The organism is Mesorhizobium sp. M1004, assembly GCF_040318795.1.
Lineage (GTDB): Bacteria > Pseudomonadota > Alphaproteobacteria > Rhizobiales > Rhizobiaceae > Mesorhizobium.
Genome location: NZ_JAMYNB010000004.1, coordinates 322,045 through 339,006 on the forward strand (window position 1 = coordinate 322,045; position 16,962 = coordinate 339,006).

Below are 16,962 nucleotides of genomic sequence, written 5' to 3' on the forward strand. Positions count from 1 at the left end.
CATCTCTCAAGGAGTCAAAAAATGCTCGACCAATCCAACGAACTCAATGCCTGGGATCGCGACCACTTCTTCCATCCTTCGACCCATATGGGCACGCATGCGCGGGGTGAATCGCCGACCCGCATCATGGCCGGCGGCGAAGGCGTCACCGTCTGGGACAACAATGGCAGGAAGAGCATCGATGCCTTTGCCGGTCTCTATTGCGTCAATGTCGGCTATGGCCGCCAGAAGATCGCCGACGCGATCGCCACCCAGGCGAAGAACCTCGCCTACTACCACGCCTATGTCGGCCACGGGACCGAGGCCTCGATCACGCTGGCCAAGATGATCATCGACCGCGCGCCGAAGGGCATGTCGAGGGTCTATTTCGGCCTCTCGGGTTCGGATGCCAACGAGACCAACATCAAGCTGATCTGGTACTACAACAACGTGCTTGGGCGGCCGGAGAAGAAGAAGATCATCTCGCGCTGGCGCGGCTATCACGGTTCGGGCGTGATGACGGGATCACTGACCGGGCTCGACCTGTTCCATAACGCCTTCGACCTGCCGCGCGCGCCGGTCCTGCACACCGAAGCGCCCTACTATTTCCGCCGCGCCGACCGCTCGATGAGCGAGGAGCAGTTCTCGCAGCATTGCGCCGACAGACTGGAAGAGATGATCCTGGCCGAAGGTCCCGAAACCGTCGCCGCCTTCATCGGCGAGCCGATCCTCGGTACTGGCGGCATCGTGCCGCCGCCGGCCGGCTACTGGGAGAAGATCCAGGCGGTGCTGAAGAAGTATGACGTGCTGCTGGTCGCCGACGAGGTGGTGACGGGCTTCGGCCGTCTGGGCACCATGTTCGGCTCCGACCATTACGGCATCAAGCCAGACCTCATCACCATCGCCAAGGGGCTGACCTCGGCCTACGCGCCGCTGTCGGGCGTCATCGTTGCCGACAAGATGTGGCAGGTGCTGGTGCAGGGCTCCGACAAGCTCGGTTCGCTCGGCCATGGCTGGACCTATGCCGCGCATCCGATCTGCGTCGCCGCAGGTGTCGCCAATCTCGAACTGATCGACGAACTGGACCTGGTGACGAACGCCGGTGAGACCGGCGCTTATTTCCGCGCCGAACTGACCAAGGCTGTCGGCGGGCACAGACACGTCGGCGACGTGCGCGGCGATGGCATGCTGGCGGCGGTCGAATTTGTCGCCGACAAGGACGACCGGGTGTTCTTCGACGCCTCGCTCAAGATCGGGCCGCAAGTGGCGACAGCACTTGCCGCCAGCGGCGTCATCGGCCGCGCCATGCCGCAGGGCGACATACTAGGCTTCGCGCCGCCGCTCTGCCTGACGCGTGAGGAAGCCGACATCGTCGTTTCGAAAACCGCCGATGCCGTCAACAGCGTGTTTTCCAATCTCTGAGATCGACCCATGAATGCCATGACCAAGACCCTCCCCGCCACCATGGCCGCCGTGCTGCTCACCGGGCATGGCGGACCGGAAAAGCTCGTCTATCGCAGCGATGTGAAAGTGCCTGTGCCTGCCGCCGGCGAGGTGCTGGTTAAGGTCAGCGCTTGCGGTATGAACAACACCGATGTCTGGGTACGCCCGGGCGCCTATGGCACGGAGGAGGACGCTGCCGCCGTGTCGACGTGGCGGCGGCAAGGCAACACGCTTACCTTCCCGCGCATCCAGGGCACCGACACGGTCGGCACCATCGCTGCCGTCGGCGAAGGCGTTTCCCCGGGCCGTATCGGCGAACGGGTAATGGTCGATTTTTCGATCTACAACCGCGACGACGATTCCCTCGCCGACATTGACTATATGGGCCACGGTCGCGACGGCGGGTACGCCGAGTACCAGACGGTGCCGGGCGAGAATGCGCATTTCGTCGATACTGACATGAGCGACGTCGAACTCGCCACCTTCTGCTGCGCCTACCTCACCGGCGAACAGATGCTGGAGCGCGCCGGGCTGAAAGCCGGCGAACGCGTGCTGGTCACCGGCGCCTCGGGCGGCGTCGGTTCCGGCATCGTGCAGCTGGCGCGGGCGCGCGGCGCCATTCCCTATGCGGTCGTCGGCAAGGGCAAGGAGCAGGCGGTGCGCGACATCGGCGCCGAAGCGGTCATTACCCGTGGGGTTGCCGATCTTCCCGCCGCCGTGAATGAAGCCACTGGCGACCAGCCGATCGATGTGGTCGCCGATCTCGTCGGCGGCGCGATCTTCAACGACCTGCTGCGCATCCTGCGACCTGAAGGCCGGTACACCACCGCCGGCGCCATCGCCGGCCCGGTCGTGCAGCTCGATCTCAGGACCATGTATCTCAAGCAGCTGCAACTGCACGGATCGAGCCAGGGCACGCGCGCCGACTTCCGCCGCATCATTGGATACATCGAAGCGAAGAAAATCCGGCCGCTGGTCGGCGGCGTCTACAGGCTCTCCGATTTTCACAAGGCGCAGGCAGACTTTATTGCCAAGGACTTCGTCGGCAAGCTGGTGATCGTGCCGGACGCCATGTGGAACCCGAATATCCGCACATAACGCCCCTACGTCAGAGCTCGTCGTAAACGGCATCATCAACACCTTGCGGCGTGGAGTCGTCGAAACCCAGCATGCGGTTGGTGACGTAGCCGAATCCGACACCGGCGCCGGGATCGGCAAAACCGAGGGCGCCGCCCCAGCCGCCATCGCAGCGACGCGCGGCTGGCATAGGCGGCGTCGTCGAGTTGAAAGCCGGCGGCGAATTGTCGGCGCTTGAGACATAGCGCGCATGAGGCGAACCGGAATCATCGCAACGAATGCAATCCACAGGCCGGCAACCAGACCCTGCATCTTGACAGACGAGGCGAAAGCCAAAAGAGTGAAACCGGTTTCACTGGGGACCGCCGGTGCATTTCGATCTGTCCACTCTGCTCCCGCATCTGGGTTTTCTGGCGCGCGGCGCCGAACTCACGGCCGCGGCTTGCGCGCTGTCGCTGGTAGGAAGCGTCTTCATGGGCGCGTTGGTGGCGATCGCACGCACCTCCGCCTCGGCAATGCTTCGACGGATCGCCTTCGTCTATGTCGATCTCTTCCGCAATGTGCCGTTCATCGTCCAGCTGTTCTTCTTCTATTACGGCCTGCCCGAGCTCGGCATTTACATCGATGCCTTCACCACCGGCGTCGTGGCGCTTTCGATTGCCGGCGGCGCCTATGCCTCCGACATCATTCGCGCCGGCATCCTCGCCATCGACCAGGGCATCATCGACGCCGCTGAAGTGAGCGGCCTGTCCAGGCGCAAGATCTTCACCCGCATCGTGCTGCCGATTGCGCTGCGCACCTCCGTGCGACCGCTCGGATCCGTGCTCATCAACATGATCCTTACGTCCTCGATCCTCTCGACCATCACGCTCAACGAGCTCACCGGCTCAGCCCAGATCGTGGTCTCGCAGACCTATCGGCCCTTCGAGGTCTATATGGTGCTGCTCTGTGCCTATGCGGCCCTGACCTATCTGGTCTCGCTGGGCGTCACCCTGCTCCACCGCCATCTCAATCGGGACATGATGGAGGCGGTCGACTGATGCGGTTCAGCGACTTCACCTCCTACGACCTGATCCTGCTGGCGCAAGGTCTCGGCACCAACGTCGCGCTGTTTCTCATCACGTCGCTGATCGGACTGCTGATTGGCCTGAGCTGGGCGCTGGTGCGGTTCTACCGTGTGCCGGTTCTGGCCCAGATCGTCACCTTCCTGTCGGAGCTGTTGAAGAACTCGCCGGTGCTGGTGCAGCTGTTCCTGGTGTTCTTCGGCCTGCCGGCGCTGCTGCATATAAGGGTGACGCCGGTCACCGCAGCGACCATCACTCTGTCGGCGAACACCGCGGCATTCGTCTATGTCATCGCGGTCTCGGCGGTCGAGTCGATCGAACGCGAGCAGGTCGAGGCCGCGCGTGTCTTCGGCCTGACCCGGTGGCAGGTCCTGCGCCATATCGTTTCGCCCCAGGCTGCCGCCTTCGCGGTCGGCCCGCTCGTCGCGCTGCTGGTCAACCAGCTTCAGGTGACGTCGCTGATTTCTGTCATCGGCGTCGTCGACCTGACCAAGATCGGCCACATCCTCAACATGCGGACCTTGAAGCCGTTCGTGGTCTGGACCGTCGTCGGACTGCTCTACTATGGCGCGGCAAAGCTGGTCGCCCTGCTTGGCGAGCGTCTTGAAAACCGCCTGCGGGCGCACAGCGCCTGGCGGGGGCTTTAACATGCTCAAGATCGAAAACGTGCACAAAGCGTTCGGCGAGGTCACTGTGCTGGACGGCGTCGACCTGACGATCGCGCCCGGCGAAGTGGTCTCGATCCTCGGGTCGTCAGGGTCCGGCAAGTCGACATTGATCCGTTGCATCAACGGCCTCGAAAAGCTGAAGTCGGGCCGCATCACGGTCGACGATTTCGATGTCAGCAAGCCGAAGGAGCTGGCCGAGGCGCGCAAGCGCTCAGGCACCGTTTTCCAGCTGTTCAACCTCTATCCGCATATGAGCGCGCTTCAGAACATTACGCTCGCCCCGATCGAGGTGCTGAAGATGCCGCGCCCTGAGGCCGAGGCGCTGGCGCGCAAGCTGCTCGAGTCCGTCGGCCTTGCCGATCGGGCCAACGCCTACCCGGCGCAGTTGTCGGGCGGGCAGCGCCAGCGTGTCGGCATCTGCCGGGCGCTCGCCATGCAGCCGCGCTATCTGCTGCTCGATGAAGTGACCAGTGCGCTCGACCCGGAAATGACGGCCGAGGTGCTGGCCATCCTGGCAAAGCTCGCCGCGCAAGGCACGACGATGCTGTTCGTCACCCACGAGATCGAATTCGCGCGCGAGATTTCCAACCGCATCGTCTTCCTCGACAAGGGCAGGCTGGTGGTCGATCTGCCAACGGATCGTTTCTTCGCCGCGGACGGCGGCCGGGCGCAGCCGCGGGTTGCGCAGTTTCTCTCCAGGATGCGCAAGGACTAGGAATGCTGCTGTTAGCCAACAACGAAGCATGGCCGGGATTCGAAACCTCGGTGCAAATGCTGCGCGATGGCGCCGTCAGCCTGGACGCGATGGTTGCCGGCATCGGCATGGTGGAGAAAGAGGTCAAGGTTCGCAGCGTCGGTTATGGCGGCTGGCCGAACATACTGGGCGAGATGGAGTTCGACGCCGGCGTCATGGACGGCAATACAAGAGAGGTCGGTTCAGTCGGCGCCGTGCCAAGGACCTTGGCGGTCGCTGCCCTGGCGCAGCAGGTAATGAAGCGCCTGCCGCATGTGATGCTGACCGGCGAAGGGGCGCGGCGCTTTGCCAGCGAAATCGGTTTTGCCGAAGACGAAGTCTTGTTCGAGGACAGCAAGCGCGTCTGGTGGGAGCGGCTGCAACAGGAACTCACACCGCAACAGCTGGCGAAATTCCCCGATATCGATCTGGCGCCGCTCAGCCGTACTATCACCGATCCCGAGCGGGTCCGCGACACCACCGTCTTCCTGTCGGCGGATGCGCGGCGCGGCGTCCATGCCGCGAGTTCGACCTCGGGCTGGGCGTGGAAATATCCGGGCCGGCTCGGCGATTCTCCCATTCCCGGCGCAGGCTTTTACGCCGACAGCCGCTATGGCGCGGCGGCGTGCACCCATACCGGCGAGATGACGATGCGCTGCGCCACCGCACGGACCGTCGTGCTGGCCATGAAGCTTGGCCGATCCTTGTCGGATGCGGTCGCGCTGGCGGTCGAGGAACTGGCTGAACTCGACACCGGCTTCCTGGCCGGAGTGGTCATCCACGCCGTCGACGCCGAGCAGAACCACGAGGTGGTGAATTTCAGATGCGAGGGCGAGGTCCGCTACTGGCTCTGGAAGGATTCCATGTCCGCACCCGAATTGCGGGCAGCAAGACGCGTCACTTGAAAATAAGGAGAGGAACCATGAAGACCGTACTGCGTGCCTTCGCCGCGCTGGCCATCGTGGCCGGTTCGGCATTTCCAGCCTTGCCGGCATGATTGACGACATCCGCTCACGCGGCACCATTCGCATCGGCGTATCGCTCGGCGGCGAGCCGATCGGCTTTCGCGATGCACAAAACAACCCTGTCGGCTACGATGTCGATGTCGCGACGCTGCTGGCGCAAAAGCTCGGCGTGCCGGTCGAGTTCGTCGACGTCTCGGGCGATGCGCGTATTTCCATGCTGGTGTCGGGACAGATCGATGTCGCGGTCGCAAACACCTCGGCAACGCTCGAGCGGGCCAAGACCGTCAACTTCACCATCCCCTACAACCGGGCCGGGCTGCGCGTCATCGTCCAGAAGGATGCCGGGATAACCGACCTCAAGGGGCTCGCGGGCAAGAAGGTTGTCGTCGGCCGCGGCACCACGGGCGAAACCTTCCTCAAGGCAGCCGTGCCGGACGCAGAGCTCGTTTATGTCGACCAGTTCGCGCCCGACGGGGTTCTGCAGCTGCAACAGAAGCGCGTCGATGCGGCGATCGAGGATTCCTCGCTGCTCGATTACCTCGCAACCAAGACACCGAGCCTGGTGACGCTGCCTGGCCTCTATTCCAACGATCCGATCGGCATCGCGGTCGCCAAGGGCGATCCCGAATTCGTCCGCTGGCTCGACATGTTCGTGTCCGACTTCATCCAGTCGGGCACCTATGAGACGACCTACAAGAAGTGGTGGGGCCCGGACTCCAACCCGCCGGCGCTCAACCCGCTGTGGTGACACCCACTACCGTTAACCGATCGGCGCACACTCGAGGCGCCGTCGCAACGATCGCCGATGTCGCGCGGCTGGCAGGCGTGTCGCGTGCCGCGGCCAGCCGTGCGCTGTCGAGCGGACCGCGACCGGTCTCGGCGGACAAACGCGAACGTGTCGTGCAGGCCGCCGCGCAGCTCGGCTACAAACCCAATCTCCTGGCGCAAAGCCTGACCACCAAGACCGTCAATCTGGTTGCCGTCGTGGTCAACCACATTCACGACCTTTCAGATCTCGACCTGTTCGACCGGCTGCTCGACGCAATCCAGTCGATCGGCAAGCAGGTCACCCTCATCCGCATCGGCTCGGCGGAAGGGGTCGAGGATTTTCTGCGCAACGGCGTTGCCTATCATGTCGATGCCGCCGTGGTGTTCTCCGACTTTGCCGATGCAGCGACGGTGCGGCGCATGTTTCGCTCGGACCTGGTCATCATGCTGAACGGACTGCATGACGATCTGTCACCCACCGTCATTCCCGATGAAGGCGTCGGCATCGCCGAGGCCGTGGCGGATGCGGCGGCCAAGCGCGCGCGCACGGCCAGCCTGCTGACCGGCCGTTCGTCCTCGCGGGTCGAACAGCTGCGCATCGGCCACTACCTCGAAGCGTTCCGGCATCATGGAATTGAACTGCTGCAGACGGTCCAGGGAGACTATTCCTACGAGTCGGGCTATGCGGCAGCCGCCGGCCTGACGGGACGCGGCTGTCCCGATGCGGTCTTTTGTACGTCCGACGCGATGGCCATGGGTGTTCTGGATGTCTGCCGGGCGGATTTCCCCGACAACCGGCCCAGCCGCTTCCGCCTCTATGGCTTCGACAATGTGTCCCTGACCAATTTCGACGCCTACCCGATATCGTCAATCGGCTACGACAAATCAGACTATGTGGGTCATATCGTCGGCGCCCTCTCCAATCCGCAGGTCTTCATGCCCGGCCAGCCGCCTGTCGTTATATTGACCCGGCTGATTTCGCGCTTGACCGCGTAACTAGCGCCGATGTTGGACTGCTTGTCCGGCGTCGATCTCCCAGAGATCGAACGGAGATCGCGCCGGACAATGTACCGGCGCCTACTGCAATTTCGCCTGCAGCGCGTTGACGTCGTCGGTTGTCATTTCACCGTCGGTCGTCACCTTGCCGTCGACGATCTTCCACAGCCGGAACGGACCGGTGATGTCGCCATATTTGTCGAAGCTGACCGGACCGATGACGCCTTCATAGCGGATCGGCTTGCCGTCCTTGATCAGGCCGAGCGCCTTGGCGAACTCGTCCTTGCCGGCATAGATCGGTGTGCCGGCAGGATCGACCGCCTTGTACATGGCATCCTTGATCTTGGCTGGATCCTCGGAGCCGGCAATGGCAATGGCGAGACCGACAATGGCGCCGGCATCATAGGAACGGTCGGCTGCCGGGTTCGACGGTTCGATGCCCGAAAACTCCTTGTAGTTTTTCAGGAAATAGTCGGTGGATGCCGTCGGGCTGGTGCCGGAAGAGGTACCATAGGCATCCTTCAGATAATCGGCGCCGACGGATTCGATGAAGTCCGGGCTGTTCATGCCGTCATTGAGCAGGAATTTCTGCACGCCGCCCTGCGATATCCAGGTGCGGGCGACCGTTGCGCCGTCGACCGGCGTGCTGACGAGGTAGAGTCCGTCCGGCTCGCCTCCCATCGCCGCCGTCACTTCCGAAGCATAGCTCGACTGCTTTTCATTATAGGGCGTGTCGGAGACGATGGTGCCGCCGAGCGCTTTGTAGGCGCGCGAGAATTCCGCCACCATGTTGACGCCGAAGTCGTTGTTGACGTGGATGATCGACAGTTTCTTAAAACCCTTGTCGATGGCGTATTTGGCGGCGGCCACGCCTTGCAGCGCATCCGACGTGATGGTGCGGAAGAAGATGCCGTTGGTCTTGCCATCGCGGCCAAGGGCGGTCAGCGTCGGCGAGGATGAAGCCGGCGACACCTGCACGATCTTGGCCGGCCCGGTGACCGAGGTCAAAATCGGGATCGACACGGAGGAGATGATGCCGCCGATGATCACCGGCACCTTCTTGACCTGTACCAGCTGGGTCGCGGCATCGACCGCGATATTGCCCTGGCTCTGGCTGTCGCGCGTGTCGGTTGCGAGATCACAGCCGCGTACGCCACCGGCTTCATTGATGTCGCGGAAGGCCATTTCGACGGACTTCGCGCCGGCCTGGCCGTATTCGCCGGCCGGACCGGTGAGCTCCATGACCAGGCCGACGGTGATCTTGCAGTCCGCTGCGTGTGCGGCGCCGGCCATCGTCACGAGAGCCAGTGCTGTGGTGATTTGAAGTATCGTCTTCTTCATTGCCGTTCCCCTTTTCTTGTTTGAACTTTTGCCTGTTCAGCCTTCCGGCGCCTGCAGCCAGGTCTCATGCAGATGCCGCCATTCGACGCCGTTTGGTGCCGATGAACTGGTGGTGAAGACCGCACTGGACTGCCGGCGACTGTGTTTGCCGGCGCGCAGTTGCGCCTCGATGTAGAAGATGACGATCGTGTCCGCGTCCTGCCAACCCGGCCTGATGTCCTCGATCGATATGGCAAAACCGTCGTCGCAAGTGGCGCGGCTTGTCCGGACATGATCTACGACCGCGTCGCGATCGAGGATCTGGCCATTCGGCGCCACCATGGTGAGGCCTTCGCCCATGACAGCCTCGAAGCGGCCGAACTCCACAGCGTCGGCTCGCGCGGCGACAAACCAGTCGACGAAGAAGCGATGCAGGTCGATGATTTCAGCGCTGGCACGCGAAAAAAGGGAAGGCTCTCCGCTCATTTCTTCCCCGCATTGAGGTTGTAATGCATGATCGAGCCATGGCGGCCGTGACGGTCGCGCTCCAGCGCGTAGACATCGCCCGCGAGGCCGGTGCCTTGTGCGATGGCGGCAGCAATCCGCGCGCGATCGTCGGCGTCGAGCGCGACGTCCATGATTTTCGTATTGGCCAGCGCATGTGCCTGGTTGCGCGCACCCACAATGACGGCCGCGACCTGCGGCTGCTCGAGCACCCATGCCGAGGCGATGGTGGCGATGTCGACGCCGTGGCGATCGCCGACCGCTTTCAGCGCCTTGAGCAGGGACTGGAACAGCTCCCAGCCGCCGAAGTCGTCGATGATCAGCTTGTATTTGACCAGCGAGCGGTTTTCGAGCGGCGTGGAGGGCTCGGCCACGCCAAGCCATTTGTCGCTGAGGAAGCCCCCCGCCACCGAGCCGTAGCAGAGGAAGCGGACACCGTTCTTAGCGGCAAGGCCCGCAAGGCTGTTTGCCGGCCGCTGGTCGAGCACTGAATATTGCAGTTGCTGGCTGACCAGCGGGATGCCCGCGGAGAGGATTTCGGCTAGCCTCGGCGTATCGAAATTGGTGGTGCCGAGATTGCGCACCTTGCCTTCCAGCCGAAGCTCGTCGAGCCAACCCATCGCCTCGACGTAACGAGGCTGGTCATAATCCCACCAGTGAAACTGCACAAGATCGATCCGCTCCGTCTTCAGCCTGCGAAGCGACTGATCGACGATGCCCCTGATGTAGTCGCGGCTGATGCTTGCCAGTCGTTCGAGGTCCGGCACCAGCTTGGTGTGCACCTTCATCCTGGCCGCAACATCGAGACCGCGCTCGCCGGCCAGCCGCAGGCGCGCGGCGCCGATCAGTTCCTCGACGCCGGTGTAGATGTCGGCGCAATCATAGGTCCAGATGCCGGCATCGAAGGTGGCGATGAGGTCGGTCACGGCCTGCCTGCGGTCGATAGCGCCATGGCCGCCGGCCAGCTGCCAGCCGCCGCGGATGACGCGCGAGATCGTATAGCCGGGGCTGAGTTCGACGGTCCTGGCGCTCATCTTTTGTCGGTCTCCTTCGGCAGCGGCACAGCCGTGGTTTGGGCATGGCTGAACCGCCGCTTGGCCAGCCTGACGATCCGCAGCCGGCTGGCGCAATTGGGATCGGGACAGGCGATCTCGGCATCCGAGGTCATCCAGTCATTTGCATGCGTCGGGCGCTGCTTTGCCGCCAGGAGCGGCAACACGGCGGAGATCGAGTAAATCGAAAAACCCTGCCCCGCCGGCAGCGACAGCATTTCGCCCTTGAGTTCGAAATAGTCGCCGGCCCTGGCGCCGCAATAGACCGGCTTGCCCTCGGGGATGACCGCTTCGACGCGCAGATCGAAGAGTTCGAAACTGTCGTCGGCCATTCAGGCCTCCACCAGGCTGAAGGTGATGTCACAGGCGCCGTTGCGGCGGATGACGCCGCAGGCGGCGGCAAACTGATCGCGCTCTCCGGCAAGTACTTGCGCGACCACGCTGCCGGCCAGCCAGCCGATCGGGAACAGCAGCCGCGCCCCCTGCCCGTAGTACAGGCCGATATCGAAGATGGCATTGGGATTGCCGCCCCACACGCGTGGCGGCACATAGGACAGCACGATATCGCCGGGCTGCGGCGTCAGCGTTGCATTCTCCGGTGGCAAAGACTGGGCATAGGCCTGGCCGTGGAGATCGGCTGACGGAACCGGGCACGAGATTTCCGGTCCTGTCCACATCGCATGGATGCCTGGGATGATGCGTGGCTGCGCCAGATACGCCAGCAGGAAGGCGGCATTCTCCGGCGCCTTTTCGGGCAATAGCAGCGCCGTCACGGAAAGCTTCGAGCGTGGTTCTGTGATGCCGATGGCGGGCTTGGGCATGTCAGTCCTTCGCCGATTGAAGTTTGTCGCGCAGGAAGGCGAAGGGGCGGCTGATGTCGGCTACCAGCGCCTCGCGCGCCGCTAGCGCATCCTGTTTGGCAAGTGCCGCGACAATGCCGCGGTGATAGTGCGCGGTATCGACCTCGCCGGCCTCGGAGAAGGCATAGATGGCGACGCGGATGCAGGGTCCCGATTGAAGCCAGAGGCTTTCGATCATCGGGATCAGCACAGCCGAGCCGCAGCAGCGGTAGATCTCAAAATGGAAGCTCTGGTTGAGCGTCGCTTCGCGGTCGATATCCTTCTTGTGCTTCAGGGCCCGCATCTCGTCCCACTCGCCCAGCATGGCTTCGATCGAAGCGATCTGGCGCGGGCTCATACGCGTGGCGGCAAGCGCGATCGCTTCGCCTTCGATGAGTGAGCGGGCGCGCAGGAGGTCGTCGATGCGCTCCAGCGTGATCGGCGGCACGCGCACCGAGCGGTTGGGCAGCGCCTCCAGCGCCTTTTCCGTGATCAGCCGTCCAAGCGCTTCGCGTACCGGCATGGTCGAGGTGACCAGCGCATCGGCGAGACCGCGGATAGTCAGCACCTGGTTTGGCTCGAAAAGGCCACCGATCAGAGCACGGCGCAACTCGGAATAGACGCGATCCTGCACCGTCTCGCGGCCGACCGGCGTAAGCTGGGCTGCGATCGTCCCGTTGTTCTTGTCGATGGCAGCCTTCTGCATTACCGGCATTTGCCCCGTTTTCGGCTTGCGAATGAAATTAAAGCCGAATAACGTGATCAACGCAAGTGTGATCACAAATCAAAAATCAGGAGGCGACAACGATCGTCTTCGGCCAGAGGGTTTGATGAGCGATGCAGCGGAGCGCCAACGGCAGGAGACCCGTGCGCCAGTTCTGACGGCACGAAACGTCGTCAGGCGTTTTGGCGGCCTTGTCGCCGTCAACGATGTCTCGTTTGATGTCAAAGCGGGCGAAATCCTCGGCCTGATCGGGCCGAATGGCGCCGGCAAGACGACGATGTTCGATCTGTTGGCGGGCAGCATATTGCCAACCAGCGGCGATATCCTGCTCAATGGCACGCGCGTCTCCGGCGAAGCCGCTCATCTGCGTATCGGCCGTGGTCTTGGCCGCACCTTCCAGATCCCGCGCCCCCTGCCCAATCTGACGCTGATCGAAAACATCATGCTGGCGGCGCAGGGCCAAGCCGGCGAAAAATTGCTCGCCAACTTCGTCACGCCGTGGCGAGTGGCGGCACAGGAAAGAGCAGCCAGGGCAAAGGCACTCGAGCTGCTGGAGCTCGTCTCGCTCGCTCGGCTGGCGCACGAACCGGCGCGCGTGCTTTCCGGGGGCCAACGCAAGCTGCTCGAACTCGCCCGCGTCATGATGGCCGATCCGGCGATCATCCTGCTCGACGAGCCGGCGGCCGGCGTCAACGCAACGCTGCTCGAGATCATCATCGACCGCATCCGCGACATCAACGCGCGCGGCATCACCTTTCTGCTGATCGAGCACGATATCGACATGGTGACGCGGCTCTGCCACCGCGTGCTGGTCATGGCGAGCGGCCAGTTGCTCAGCGAAGGCACTGCGGAAGAGGTCGCCCGCGACCCGCGCGTCATCGAGGCCTATCTCGGAGGTGCGGCATGAGCGAAACTGTCCTCAACGTCCGCAATCTCGAGGCCGGCTATGAGCCCGGCGTGCCGATTGTGCGCGGCGCCTCGATCACCGTCGGCAAGGGGGAGATCGTCGTCGTGCTCGGCCCCAACGGCGCCGGCAAGTCGAGCTTCATCAAGGCGATCGCCGGCCTTGTCCCGATCACCGGCGGCGCGGTGTTCCTGGACGGCAAGGACATAACCGCCGCGCCGGCCCACACCATGGTCCGGCTCGGCCTCGCCTTCGTACCGCAGACGGAGAACATCTTTCCGCTGATGTCGGTCGAGGACAATCTGAAAGTCGCCTGCGGCATCCTCGAGCGACGCGAAATCCCTGCCCGCATCGAGGAAATGTATGCGGCCTTCCCCGACCTCGTCCGCCAGCGCCGCACCGCCGCCGGCAATCTGTCGGGCGGACAACGGCAGATGCTTGCCGTCGCACGCGCCCTAATCGTCCATCCCAAGGTGCTGGTGCTCGACGAGCCGTCGGCCGGCCTGTCGCCGAAATTCGTATCGACGGTGTTCGAGATGCTGGCCGGCATCCGCAAGTCCGGCGTCACCATCCTGCTGGTCGAACAGAACGCCAAGGCAGCGCTTGCCATCGGCGACCGCGCCTATGTGCTGGTCGACGGCAAGGACCGGCACGAGGGCGTTGCTTCCGAACTGTGGAACGATCCTGTCGTCGCCGAACTCTATCTCGGCCAACGCCCGTCCCCCGTCGGCAAGGGAGGCGCGGCATGAGCCTGCAATTTGTCGTCGATGGGCTGCTGACCGGCTCGATGATCGGCCTTGGCGCCATCGGCGTGACGCTGACCTACTCGATCCTGCGCTTCTCGAACTTCGCCCATGGCGACTTCATGGCCTGGGGCACCTATGCGACGCTCGCCGTCGTCAGCGCCATCGGCGCGATGTTCGGCAAGGTGGCCCCCATTGGACCGCTGTCTTTCGGCTGGCCGCTGCTGGTTGCGCTGGTTGTCGGCATGACTTTCACCGCCCTGCTGGCGCTGTTGCTCGACAAGGTGCTGTTTTCGCGGCTGCGCTCGCAGGGGCAAGCCATCATCGTGGTGATGGCGAGCTTCGGCGCCTCGATGGCGCTGCGCAGCCTGCTCGAATTCACCTTCAGCTCACGCCCGACCTATTTCAGCCGGGCGATCCAGATCGCCATGCCGGTCGGCTTCGGCATCCGCATCACGCCCGATCAGATCGCGCTGCTGCTGCTGACCGCAGTGCTGGTGCTCGGCGTGCATCTGTTGATGACACGCACGCAGACCGGCCGCTCCATGCAGGCGCTGAGCCAAAATGCGGCCCTGGCCCTCATCGTCGGCATCGATGTTGCCTCCGTGGTGCGCGTCACCTGGATCATCGGCGGGGCGCTGGCCTGCGTGGCCGGCGTGATGATCGGCATTCTGGTGCAGATCCGCCCGTTCATGGGCTTCGACATGCTGCTACCGATGTTCGCAGCCGCCATCCTGGGCGGCATCGGCAGCATACCGGGCGCCGTGCTCGGCGGCCTGATCATTGGCCTTGCCGAAGCCGGTGCGGTGCAGCTGATCGGCGCCGAATGGCGCGCCGCAATCTCCTTCATCATCCTGATGGCGGTGCTGTTCGTGCGGCCGATCGGCCTGTTTGGTGTGAGGGAACGCTGATGGACCTGCTCGGCTACGGCGCCTTCTTCCTGACCACCGCACTGATCTTTTCGCTGGTCACACTGGGGCTCAATCTGCAGTGGGGGCTGACTGGCCTTTTCAATGTCGGCCTTGCCGGATTCGTCGCCATCGGCGCCTATACATCGGCGCTGCTCACGACCCCGGACGATGCCGCGCGCTTCGGCGGCTTCGGTCTGCCGATCCTGGCCGGCTGGGCGGGCGCCATGATCGTCGGCGGTATCGCCGCAGCAATTACCGGCATGGCCACGCTGCGTCTGCGATCAGACTACCTGGCGATCACCACCTTCGGCGTCGCCGTCGTCGTGCAGCTGGTCGCGCTCAACGCGCAAAAACTCACGGGCGGCCCGTTCGGCATCGGTTTCATCCCGCGCCCGTTCGGCGGCCTTGCCGAAACGCCGCTGTTGTTCAACCTGTCGAACCTCGCCGTCGTTTCGGCTGTGACGCTGATCGCCTATCTCGCTCTGGAGCACCTGTCGCGCAGCCCCTGGGGCCGCGTGCTCAAGGCGCTGCGCGAGGACGAGCGAGCGGCGATTTCGCTGGGCAAGAGCGCGCGCTTCTACCGCGTCCAGGCCTTTGCCGTCGGCGGCGCCATCATGGCGCTGGCCGGCGCTTTGCAGGCGCATTTCACCGGCTTCATCGCGCCCGATAACTATCTGCCGATCCTGACCTTCCAGGTCTGGGTGATGCTGATCGTCGGCGGCTCGGGCAGCAATGCCGGCGCCATTGCCGGCAGCATCCTGGTCTGGGCGATATGGGCGGGGTCGGGCACGCTGACCAGCGTGCTGTTTGCGCCCGAGCAGCAAGCACGCGCGGCCTCGCTGCAGATCGTCGCCATCGGCGTCATGCTGTGCGTCATCCTGCTGATCCGGCCGAACGGATTGTTCGGCGATCGGCCGCGCCGGCCGAAGCCCGGCAAACAGAAAAAGGCGGCGGCCAGGGAGAACGAGGCCGGACCATGAATGCCATGATCCGGCAAGACGTGCATGGCGTTTCACTCTGGCATGCCGTCAGCCGCAACCGCTGCGACCGGGGCACGCTGCAAGGCGGGCTCGACGTCGATCTCGCAATCGTTGGCGGCGGCTTTTCCGGCCTGTCGACGGCATTGCATGCCGCCGAGAAGGGGCTTCCGGTCGCGGTCCTCGAAGCCGAATTCATTGCCTGGGGTGCGACCGGCCGGAATGCCGGCTTCGTCGTTCCGAACTTTGCCAAGCGGGATCCAGACGACATCATCACCGAACTCGGACCCGAGCGCGGCGGGAGGCTGATCGATTTCGCCGCGGGAAGCGCTGACCTCGTCTTCGGCCTGATCAAGCGGCATGGCATCGAATGCGACGCTGTGCAGAATGGTTGGATCCAGCCGGCGCATTCGTCCGCGGCGCTGGAAAAGACGCGATCGCGTGCCGAGCAATGGGCGGCGCGGGGCAGGCCGACCGTAACGCTCGATGCCAAGGCGGTCACGACGCTCACCGGTATCGGCGGCTACGCCGGCGGTTGGATGGATAACTCGGGCGGCGTCCTCAATCCGGTCGAGTATGCGCGCGGCTTGGCCGATGCCGCCGAAAAAGCCGGCGCGCGGATCTTCGAGCAGACGCGCGTCGCTTCCATCGACCGCGCTGCGGATGGCTGGACCTTGACGACCGCATCCGGCGCCGTGCGTGCGGGCAAGGTGGTGATCGCCACCAACGCCTATGGCGGGGCACTGAACCGGACACTGGCGCGGACCTATATCCCGCTGAAAGTCTTCCAGATCGCCACTGCGCCGCTGTCGCGGGCCATACGCGCGCGCCTGCTGCCCGGCGGCCAGGGCGTCGGCGACACCAGGCGCAACCTGTTCACGTGCCGCTTCGATGGCCAGAACCGGCTGATCAGCGGCGGCATGCATGTCGTCGGAGCCGGCGCTGAGACGCGCATGCCGCAAACGATCTGGCGACGGCTCGCCAGGCATCTCGATTTGCCTGACCTGCCGCCGCTTGCCTACAGCTGGACAGGCGTGGCGGCGGTGGTGCCGGATTTCCTGCCGCGCCTCATCGACCTCGGCCCGGGCCTGATCGCCGGCTTCGCCTGCAACGGCCGCGGCATCGCCATGACCATGGTAATGGGCAAAGTGCTGGCGGACTGGGCGAGCGGAACGGACGCCCGATATCTGCCGCTCCCCTTCGCACCGCCAGCGCCGATCCCGCTGCACAACCTCGTGCGCTATGCACCGAATATGCTGCTCCCCTGGAGCATCCTGCGCGACCGGCTGGATTAG

19 protein-coding genes and 1 pseudogene are annotated in these 16,962 nt (G+C 64.0%); 13 read left to right on the forward strand and 7 right to left on the reverse strand.

Annotation, left to right across the window (positions count from 1 at the left end; translation table 11 throughout):
* Window positions 1-21: 21 nt before the first annotated feature.
* Window positions 22-1,401, forward strand: a complete 1,380-nt coding sequence (locus NKH54_RS10805) for an aspartate aminotransferase family protein (RefSeq protein ID WP_023682678.1) — start codon at window positions 22-24, stop codon at window positions 1,399-1,401.
* Window positions 1,402-1,410: 9 nt separating this feature from the next.
* Window positions 1,411-2,520 carry an alcohol dehydrogenase family protein gene (locus tag NKH54_RS10810; protein ID WP_353028189.1) on the forward strand — a complete coding sequence of 370 codons (1,110 nt, stop codon included), beginning with the start codon at window positions 1,411-1,413 and terminating at the stop codon, window positions 2,518-2,520.
* Window positions 2,521-2,530: 10 nt separating this feature from the next.
* Here NKH54_RS10810 and NKH54_RS10815 read toward each other — a convergent pair whose 3' ends face one another.
* On the reverse strand, window positions 2,531-2,689 hold the full coding sequence (locus NKH54_RS10815; protein WP_196814892.1) for a hypothetical protein: 159 nt from the start codon (window positions 2,687-2,689) through the stop codon (window positions 2,531-2,533).
* Window positions 2,690-2,867: 178 nt separating this feature from the next.
* Here NKH54_RS10815 and NKH54_RS10820 point away from each other — a divergent pair, with 178 nt between their 5' ends.
* The 6 genes and pseudogenes from NKH54_RS10820 to NKH54_RS10845 all read left to right on the forward strand — a co-directional run bounded on the left by NKH54_RS10820 (window position 2,868) and on the right by NKH54_RS10845 (window position 7,693).
* The gene (locus NKH54_RS10820) at window positions 2,868-3,539 is read left to right on the forward strand and encodes an amino acid ABC transporter permease (RefSeq protein ID WP_353028190.1); all 672 of its coding nucleotides are present in this window, start codon (window positions 2,868-2,870) and stop codon (window positions 3,537-3,539) included.
* Window positions 3,539-4,210 (forward strand): amino acid ABC transporter permease, encoded by a 672-nt coding sequence (locus tag NKH54_RS10825; protein ID WP_023682681.1) that lies wholly within the window; start codon window positions 3,539-3,541, stop codon window positions 4,208-4,210. The genes NKH54_RS10820 and NKH54_RS10825 overlap by 1 nt, the downstream gene beginning before the upstream one ends.
* 1 nt (window position 4,211) lies before the next feature.
* Window positions 4,212-4,946 (forward strand): amino acid ABC transporter ATP-binding protein, encoded by a 735-nt coding sequence (locus NKH54_RS10830; protein WP_353028191.1) that lies wholly within the window; start codon window positions 4,212-4,214, stop codon window positions 4,944-4,946.
* 2 nt (window positions 4,947-4,948) lie between these two features.
* Complete coding sequence (locus NKH54_RS10835) at window positions 4,949-5,869, forward strand: isoaspartyl peptidase/L-asparaginase (RefSeq protein WP_353028192.1); 921 nt, start codon at window positions 4,949-4,951, stop codon at window positions 5,867-5,869.
* Between the two features lie 17 nt (window positions 5,870-5,886).
* Window positions 5,887-6,677, forward strand: a pseudogene (locus tag NKH54_RS10840) (transporter substrate-binding domain-containing protein).
* Window positions 6,674-7,693 carry a LacI family DNA-binding transcriptional regulator gene (locus tag NKH54_RS10845; protein WP_353028248.1) on the forward strand — a complete coding sequence of 340 codons (1,020 nt, stop codon included), beginning with the start codon at window positions 6,674-6,676 and terminating at the stop codon, window positions 7,691-7,693. Before NKH54_RS10840 ends, NKH54_RS10845 begins: the two are co-directional and overlap by 4 nt.
* An 81-nt stretch (window positions 7,694-7,774) precedes the next feature.
* On the opposite strand, the gene NKH54_RS10850 is transcribed toward NKH54_RS10845, so the two are convergent.
* The 6 genes from NKH54_RS10850 to NKH54_RS10875 are packed head-to-tail and all read right to left on the reverse strand — an operon-like array spanning window position 7,775 to window position 12,114.
* Entirely contained in the window at window positions 7,775-9,034 is a 1,260-nt protein-coding gene (locus NKH54_RS10850) for an ABC transporter substrate-binding protein (protein ID WP_023692246.1), read from the reverse strand.
* 36 nt (window positions 9,035-9,070) lie between these two features.
* Entirely contained in the window at window positions 9,071-9,499 is a 429-nt protein-coding gene (locus tag NKH54_RS10855; RefSeq protein WP_023667860.1) for a hypothetical protein, read from the reverse strand.
* A complete protein-coding gene (locus tag NKH54_RS10860; protein ID WP_353028195.1) occupies window positions 9,496-10,551 on the reverse strand; it encodes an aldo/keto reductase in 1,056 nt (351 codons plus the stop codon). Before NKH54_RS10860 ends, NKH54_RS10855 begins: the two co-directional genes overlap by 4 nt.
* Complete coding sequence (locus NKH54_RS10865; protein WP_023682686.1) at window positions 10,548-10,901, reverse strand: TIGR04076 family protein; 354 nt, start codon at window positions 10,899-10,901, stop codon at window positions 10,548-10,550. Before NKH54_RS10865 ends, NKH54_RS10860 begins: the two co-directional genes overlap by 4 nt.
* Complete coding sequence (locus tag NKH54_RS10870; RefSeq protein ID WP_023667857.1) at window positions 10,902-11,390, reverse strand: DUF3830 family protein; 489 nt, start codon at window positions 11,388-11,390, stop codon at window positions 10,902-10,904.
* A gap of 1 nt (window position 11,391) precedes the next feature.
* Window positions 11,392-12,114, reverse strand: coding sequence for a GntR family transcriptional regulator (locus tag NKH54_RS10875; RefSeq protein ID WP_023682687.1), 723 nt, complete (start codon window positions 12,112-12,114; stop codon window positions 11,392-11,394).
* A gap of 124 nt (window positions 12,115-12,238) precedes the next feature.
* Here NKH54_RS10875 and NKH54_RS10880 point away from each other — a divergent pair, with 124 nt between their 5' ends.
* The 5 genes from NKH54_RS10880 to NKH54_RS10900 are packed head-to-tail and all read left to right on the forward strand — an operon-like array spanning window position 12,239 to window position 16,962.
* Window positions 12,239-13,039, forward strand: coding sequence for an ABC transporter ATP-binding protein (locus tag NKH54_RS10880; RefSeq protein WP_353028196.1), 801 nt, complete (start codon window positions 12,239-12,241; stop codon window positions 13,037-13,039).
* Complete coding sequence (locus NKH54_RS10885) at window positions 13,036-13,785, forward strand: branched-chain amino acid ABC transporter ATP-binding protein (RefSeq protein WP_352652790.1); 750 nt, start codon at window positions 13,036-13,038, stop codon at window positions 13,783-13,785. The genes NKH54_RS10880 and NKH54_RS10885 overlap by 4 nt, the downstream gene beginning before the upstream one ends.
* On the forward strand, window positions 13,782-14,690 hold the full coding sequence (locus NKH54_RS10890) for a branched-chain amino acid ABC transporter permease (RefSeq protein WP_352886421.1): 909 nt from the start codon (window positions 13,782-13,784) through the stop codon (window positions 14,688-14,690). The genes NKH54_RS10885 and NKH54_RS10890 overlap by 4 nt, the downstream gene beginning before the upstream one ends.
* On the forward strand, window positions 14,687-15,670 hold the full coding sequence (locus NKH54_RS10895; RefSeq protein WP_353028249.1) for a branched-chain amino acid ABC transporter permease: 984 nt from the start codon (window positions 14,687-14,689) through the stop codon (window positions 15,668-15,670). The genes NKH54_RS10890 and NKH54_RS10895 overlap by 4 nt, the downstream gene beginning before the upstream one ends.
* Window positions 15,667-16,962: an NAD(P)/FAD-dependent oxidoreductase gene (locus NKH54_RS10900; protein ID WP_353028197.1), complete on the forward strand. Its 1,296-nt coding sequence runs from the start codon at window positions 15,667-15,669 to the stop codon at window positions 16,960-16,962. The genes NKH54_RS10895 and NKH54_RS10900 overlap by 4 nt, the downstream gene beginning before the upstream one ends.

Bases quoted from the DNA above. Each gene is read 5' to 3' on its own strand.
- NKH54_RS10815 (WP_196814892.1), bottom strand. From the start codon at position 2,689: ATGCCAGCCGCGCGTCGCTGCGATGGCGGCTGGGGCGGCGCCCTCGGT.
- NKH54_RS10850 (WP_023692246.1), bottom strand. From the start codon at position 9,034: ATGAAGAAGACGATACTTCAAATCACCACAGCACTGGCTCTCGTGACG.
- NKH54_RS10825 (WP_023682681.1), top strand. From the start codon at position 3,539: ATGCGGTTCAGCGACTTCACCTCCTACGACCTGATCCTGCTGGCGCAA.
- NKH54_RS10885 (WP_352652790.1), top strand. From the start codon at position 13,036: ATGAGCGAAACTGTCCTCAACGTCCGCAATCTCGAGGCCGGCTATGAG.
- NKH54_RS10835 (WP_353028192.1), top strand. From the start codon at position 4,949: ATGCTGCTGTTAGCCAACAACGAAGCATGGCCGGGATTCGAAACCTCG.
- NKH54_RS10890 (WP_352886421.1), top strand. From the start codon at position 13,782: ATGAGCCTGCAATTTGTCGTCGATGGGCTGCTGACCGGCTCGATGATC.
- NKH54_RS10810 (WP_353028189.1), top strand. From the start codon at position 1,411: ATGAATGCCATGACCAAGACCCTCCCCGCCACCATGGCCGCCGTGCTG.
- NKH54_RS10860 (WP_353028195.1), bottom strand. From the start codon at position 10,551: ATGAGCGCCAGGACCGTCGAACTCAGCCCCGGCTATACGATCTCGCGC.
- NKH54_RS10875 (WP_023682687.1), bottom strand. From the start codon at position 12,114: ATGCAGAAGGCTGCCATCGACAAGAACAACGGGACGATCGCAGCCCAG.
- NKH54_RS10870 (WP_023667857.1), bottom strand. From the start codon at position 11,390: ATGCCCAAGCCCGCCATCGGCATCACAGAACCACGCTCGAAGCTTTCC.
- NKH54_RS10855 (WP_023667860.1), bottom strand. From the start codon at position 9,499: ATGAGCGGAGAGCCTTCCCTTTTTTCGCGTGCCAGCGCTGAAATCATC.
- NKH54_RS10865 (WP_023682686.1), bottom strand. From the start codon at position 10,901: ATGGCCGACGACAGTTTCGAACTCTTCGATCTGCGCGTCGAAGCGGTC.
- NKH54_RS10805 (WP_023682678.1), top strand. From the start codon at position 22: ATGCTCGACCAATCCAACGAACTCAATGCCTGGGATCGCGACCACTTC.
- NKH54_RS10830 (WP_353028191.1), top strand. From the start codon at position 4,212: ATGCTCAAGATCGAAAACGTGCACAAAGCGTTCGGCGAGGTCACTGTG.
- NKH54_RS10900 (WP_353028197.1), top strand. From the start codon at position 15,667: ATGAATGCCATGATCCGGCAAGACGTGCATGGCGTTTCACTCTGGCAT.
- NKH54_RS10880 (WP_353028196.1), top strand. From the start codon at position 12,239: ATGAGCGATGCAGCGGAGCGCCAACGGCAGGAGACCCGTGCGCCAGTT.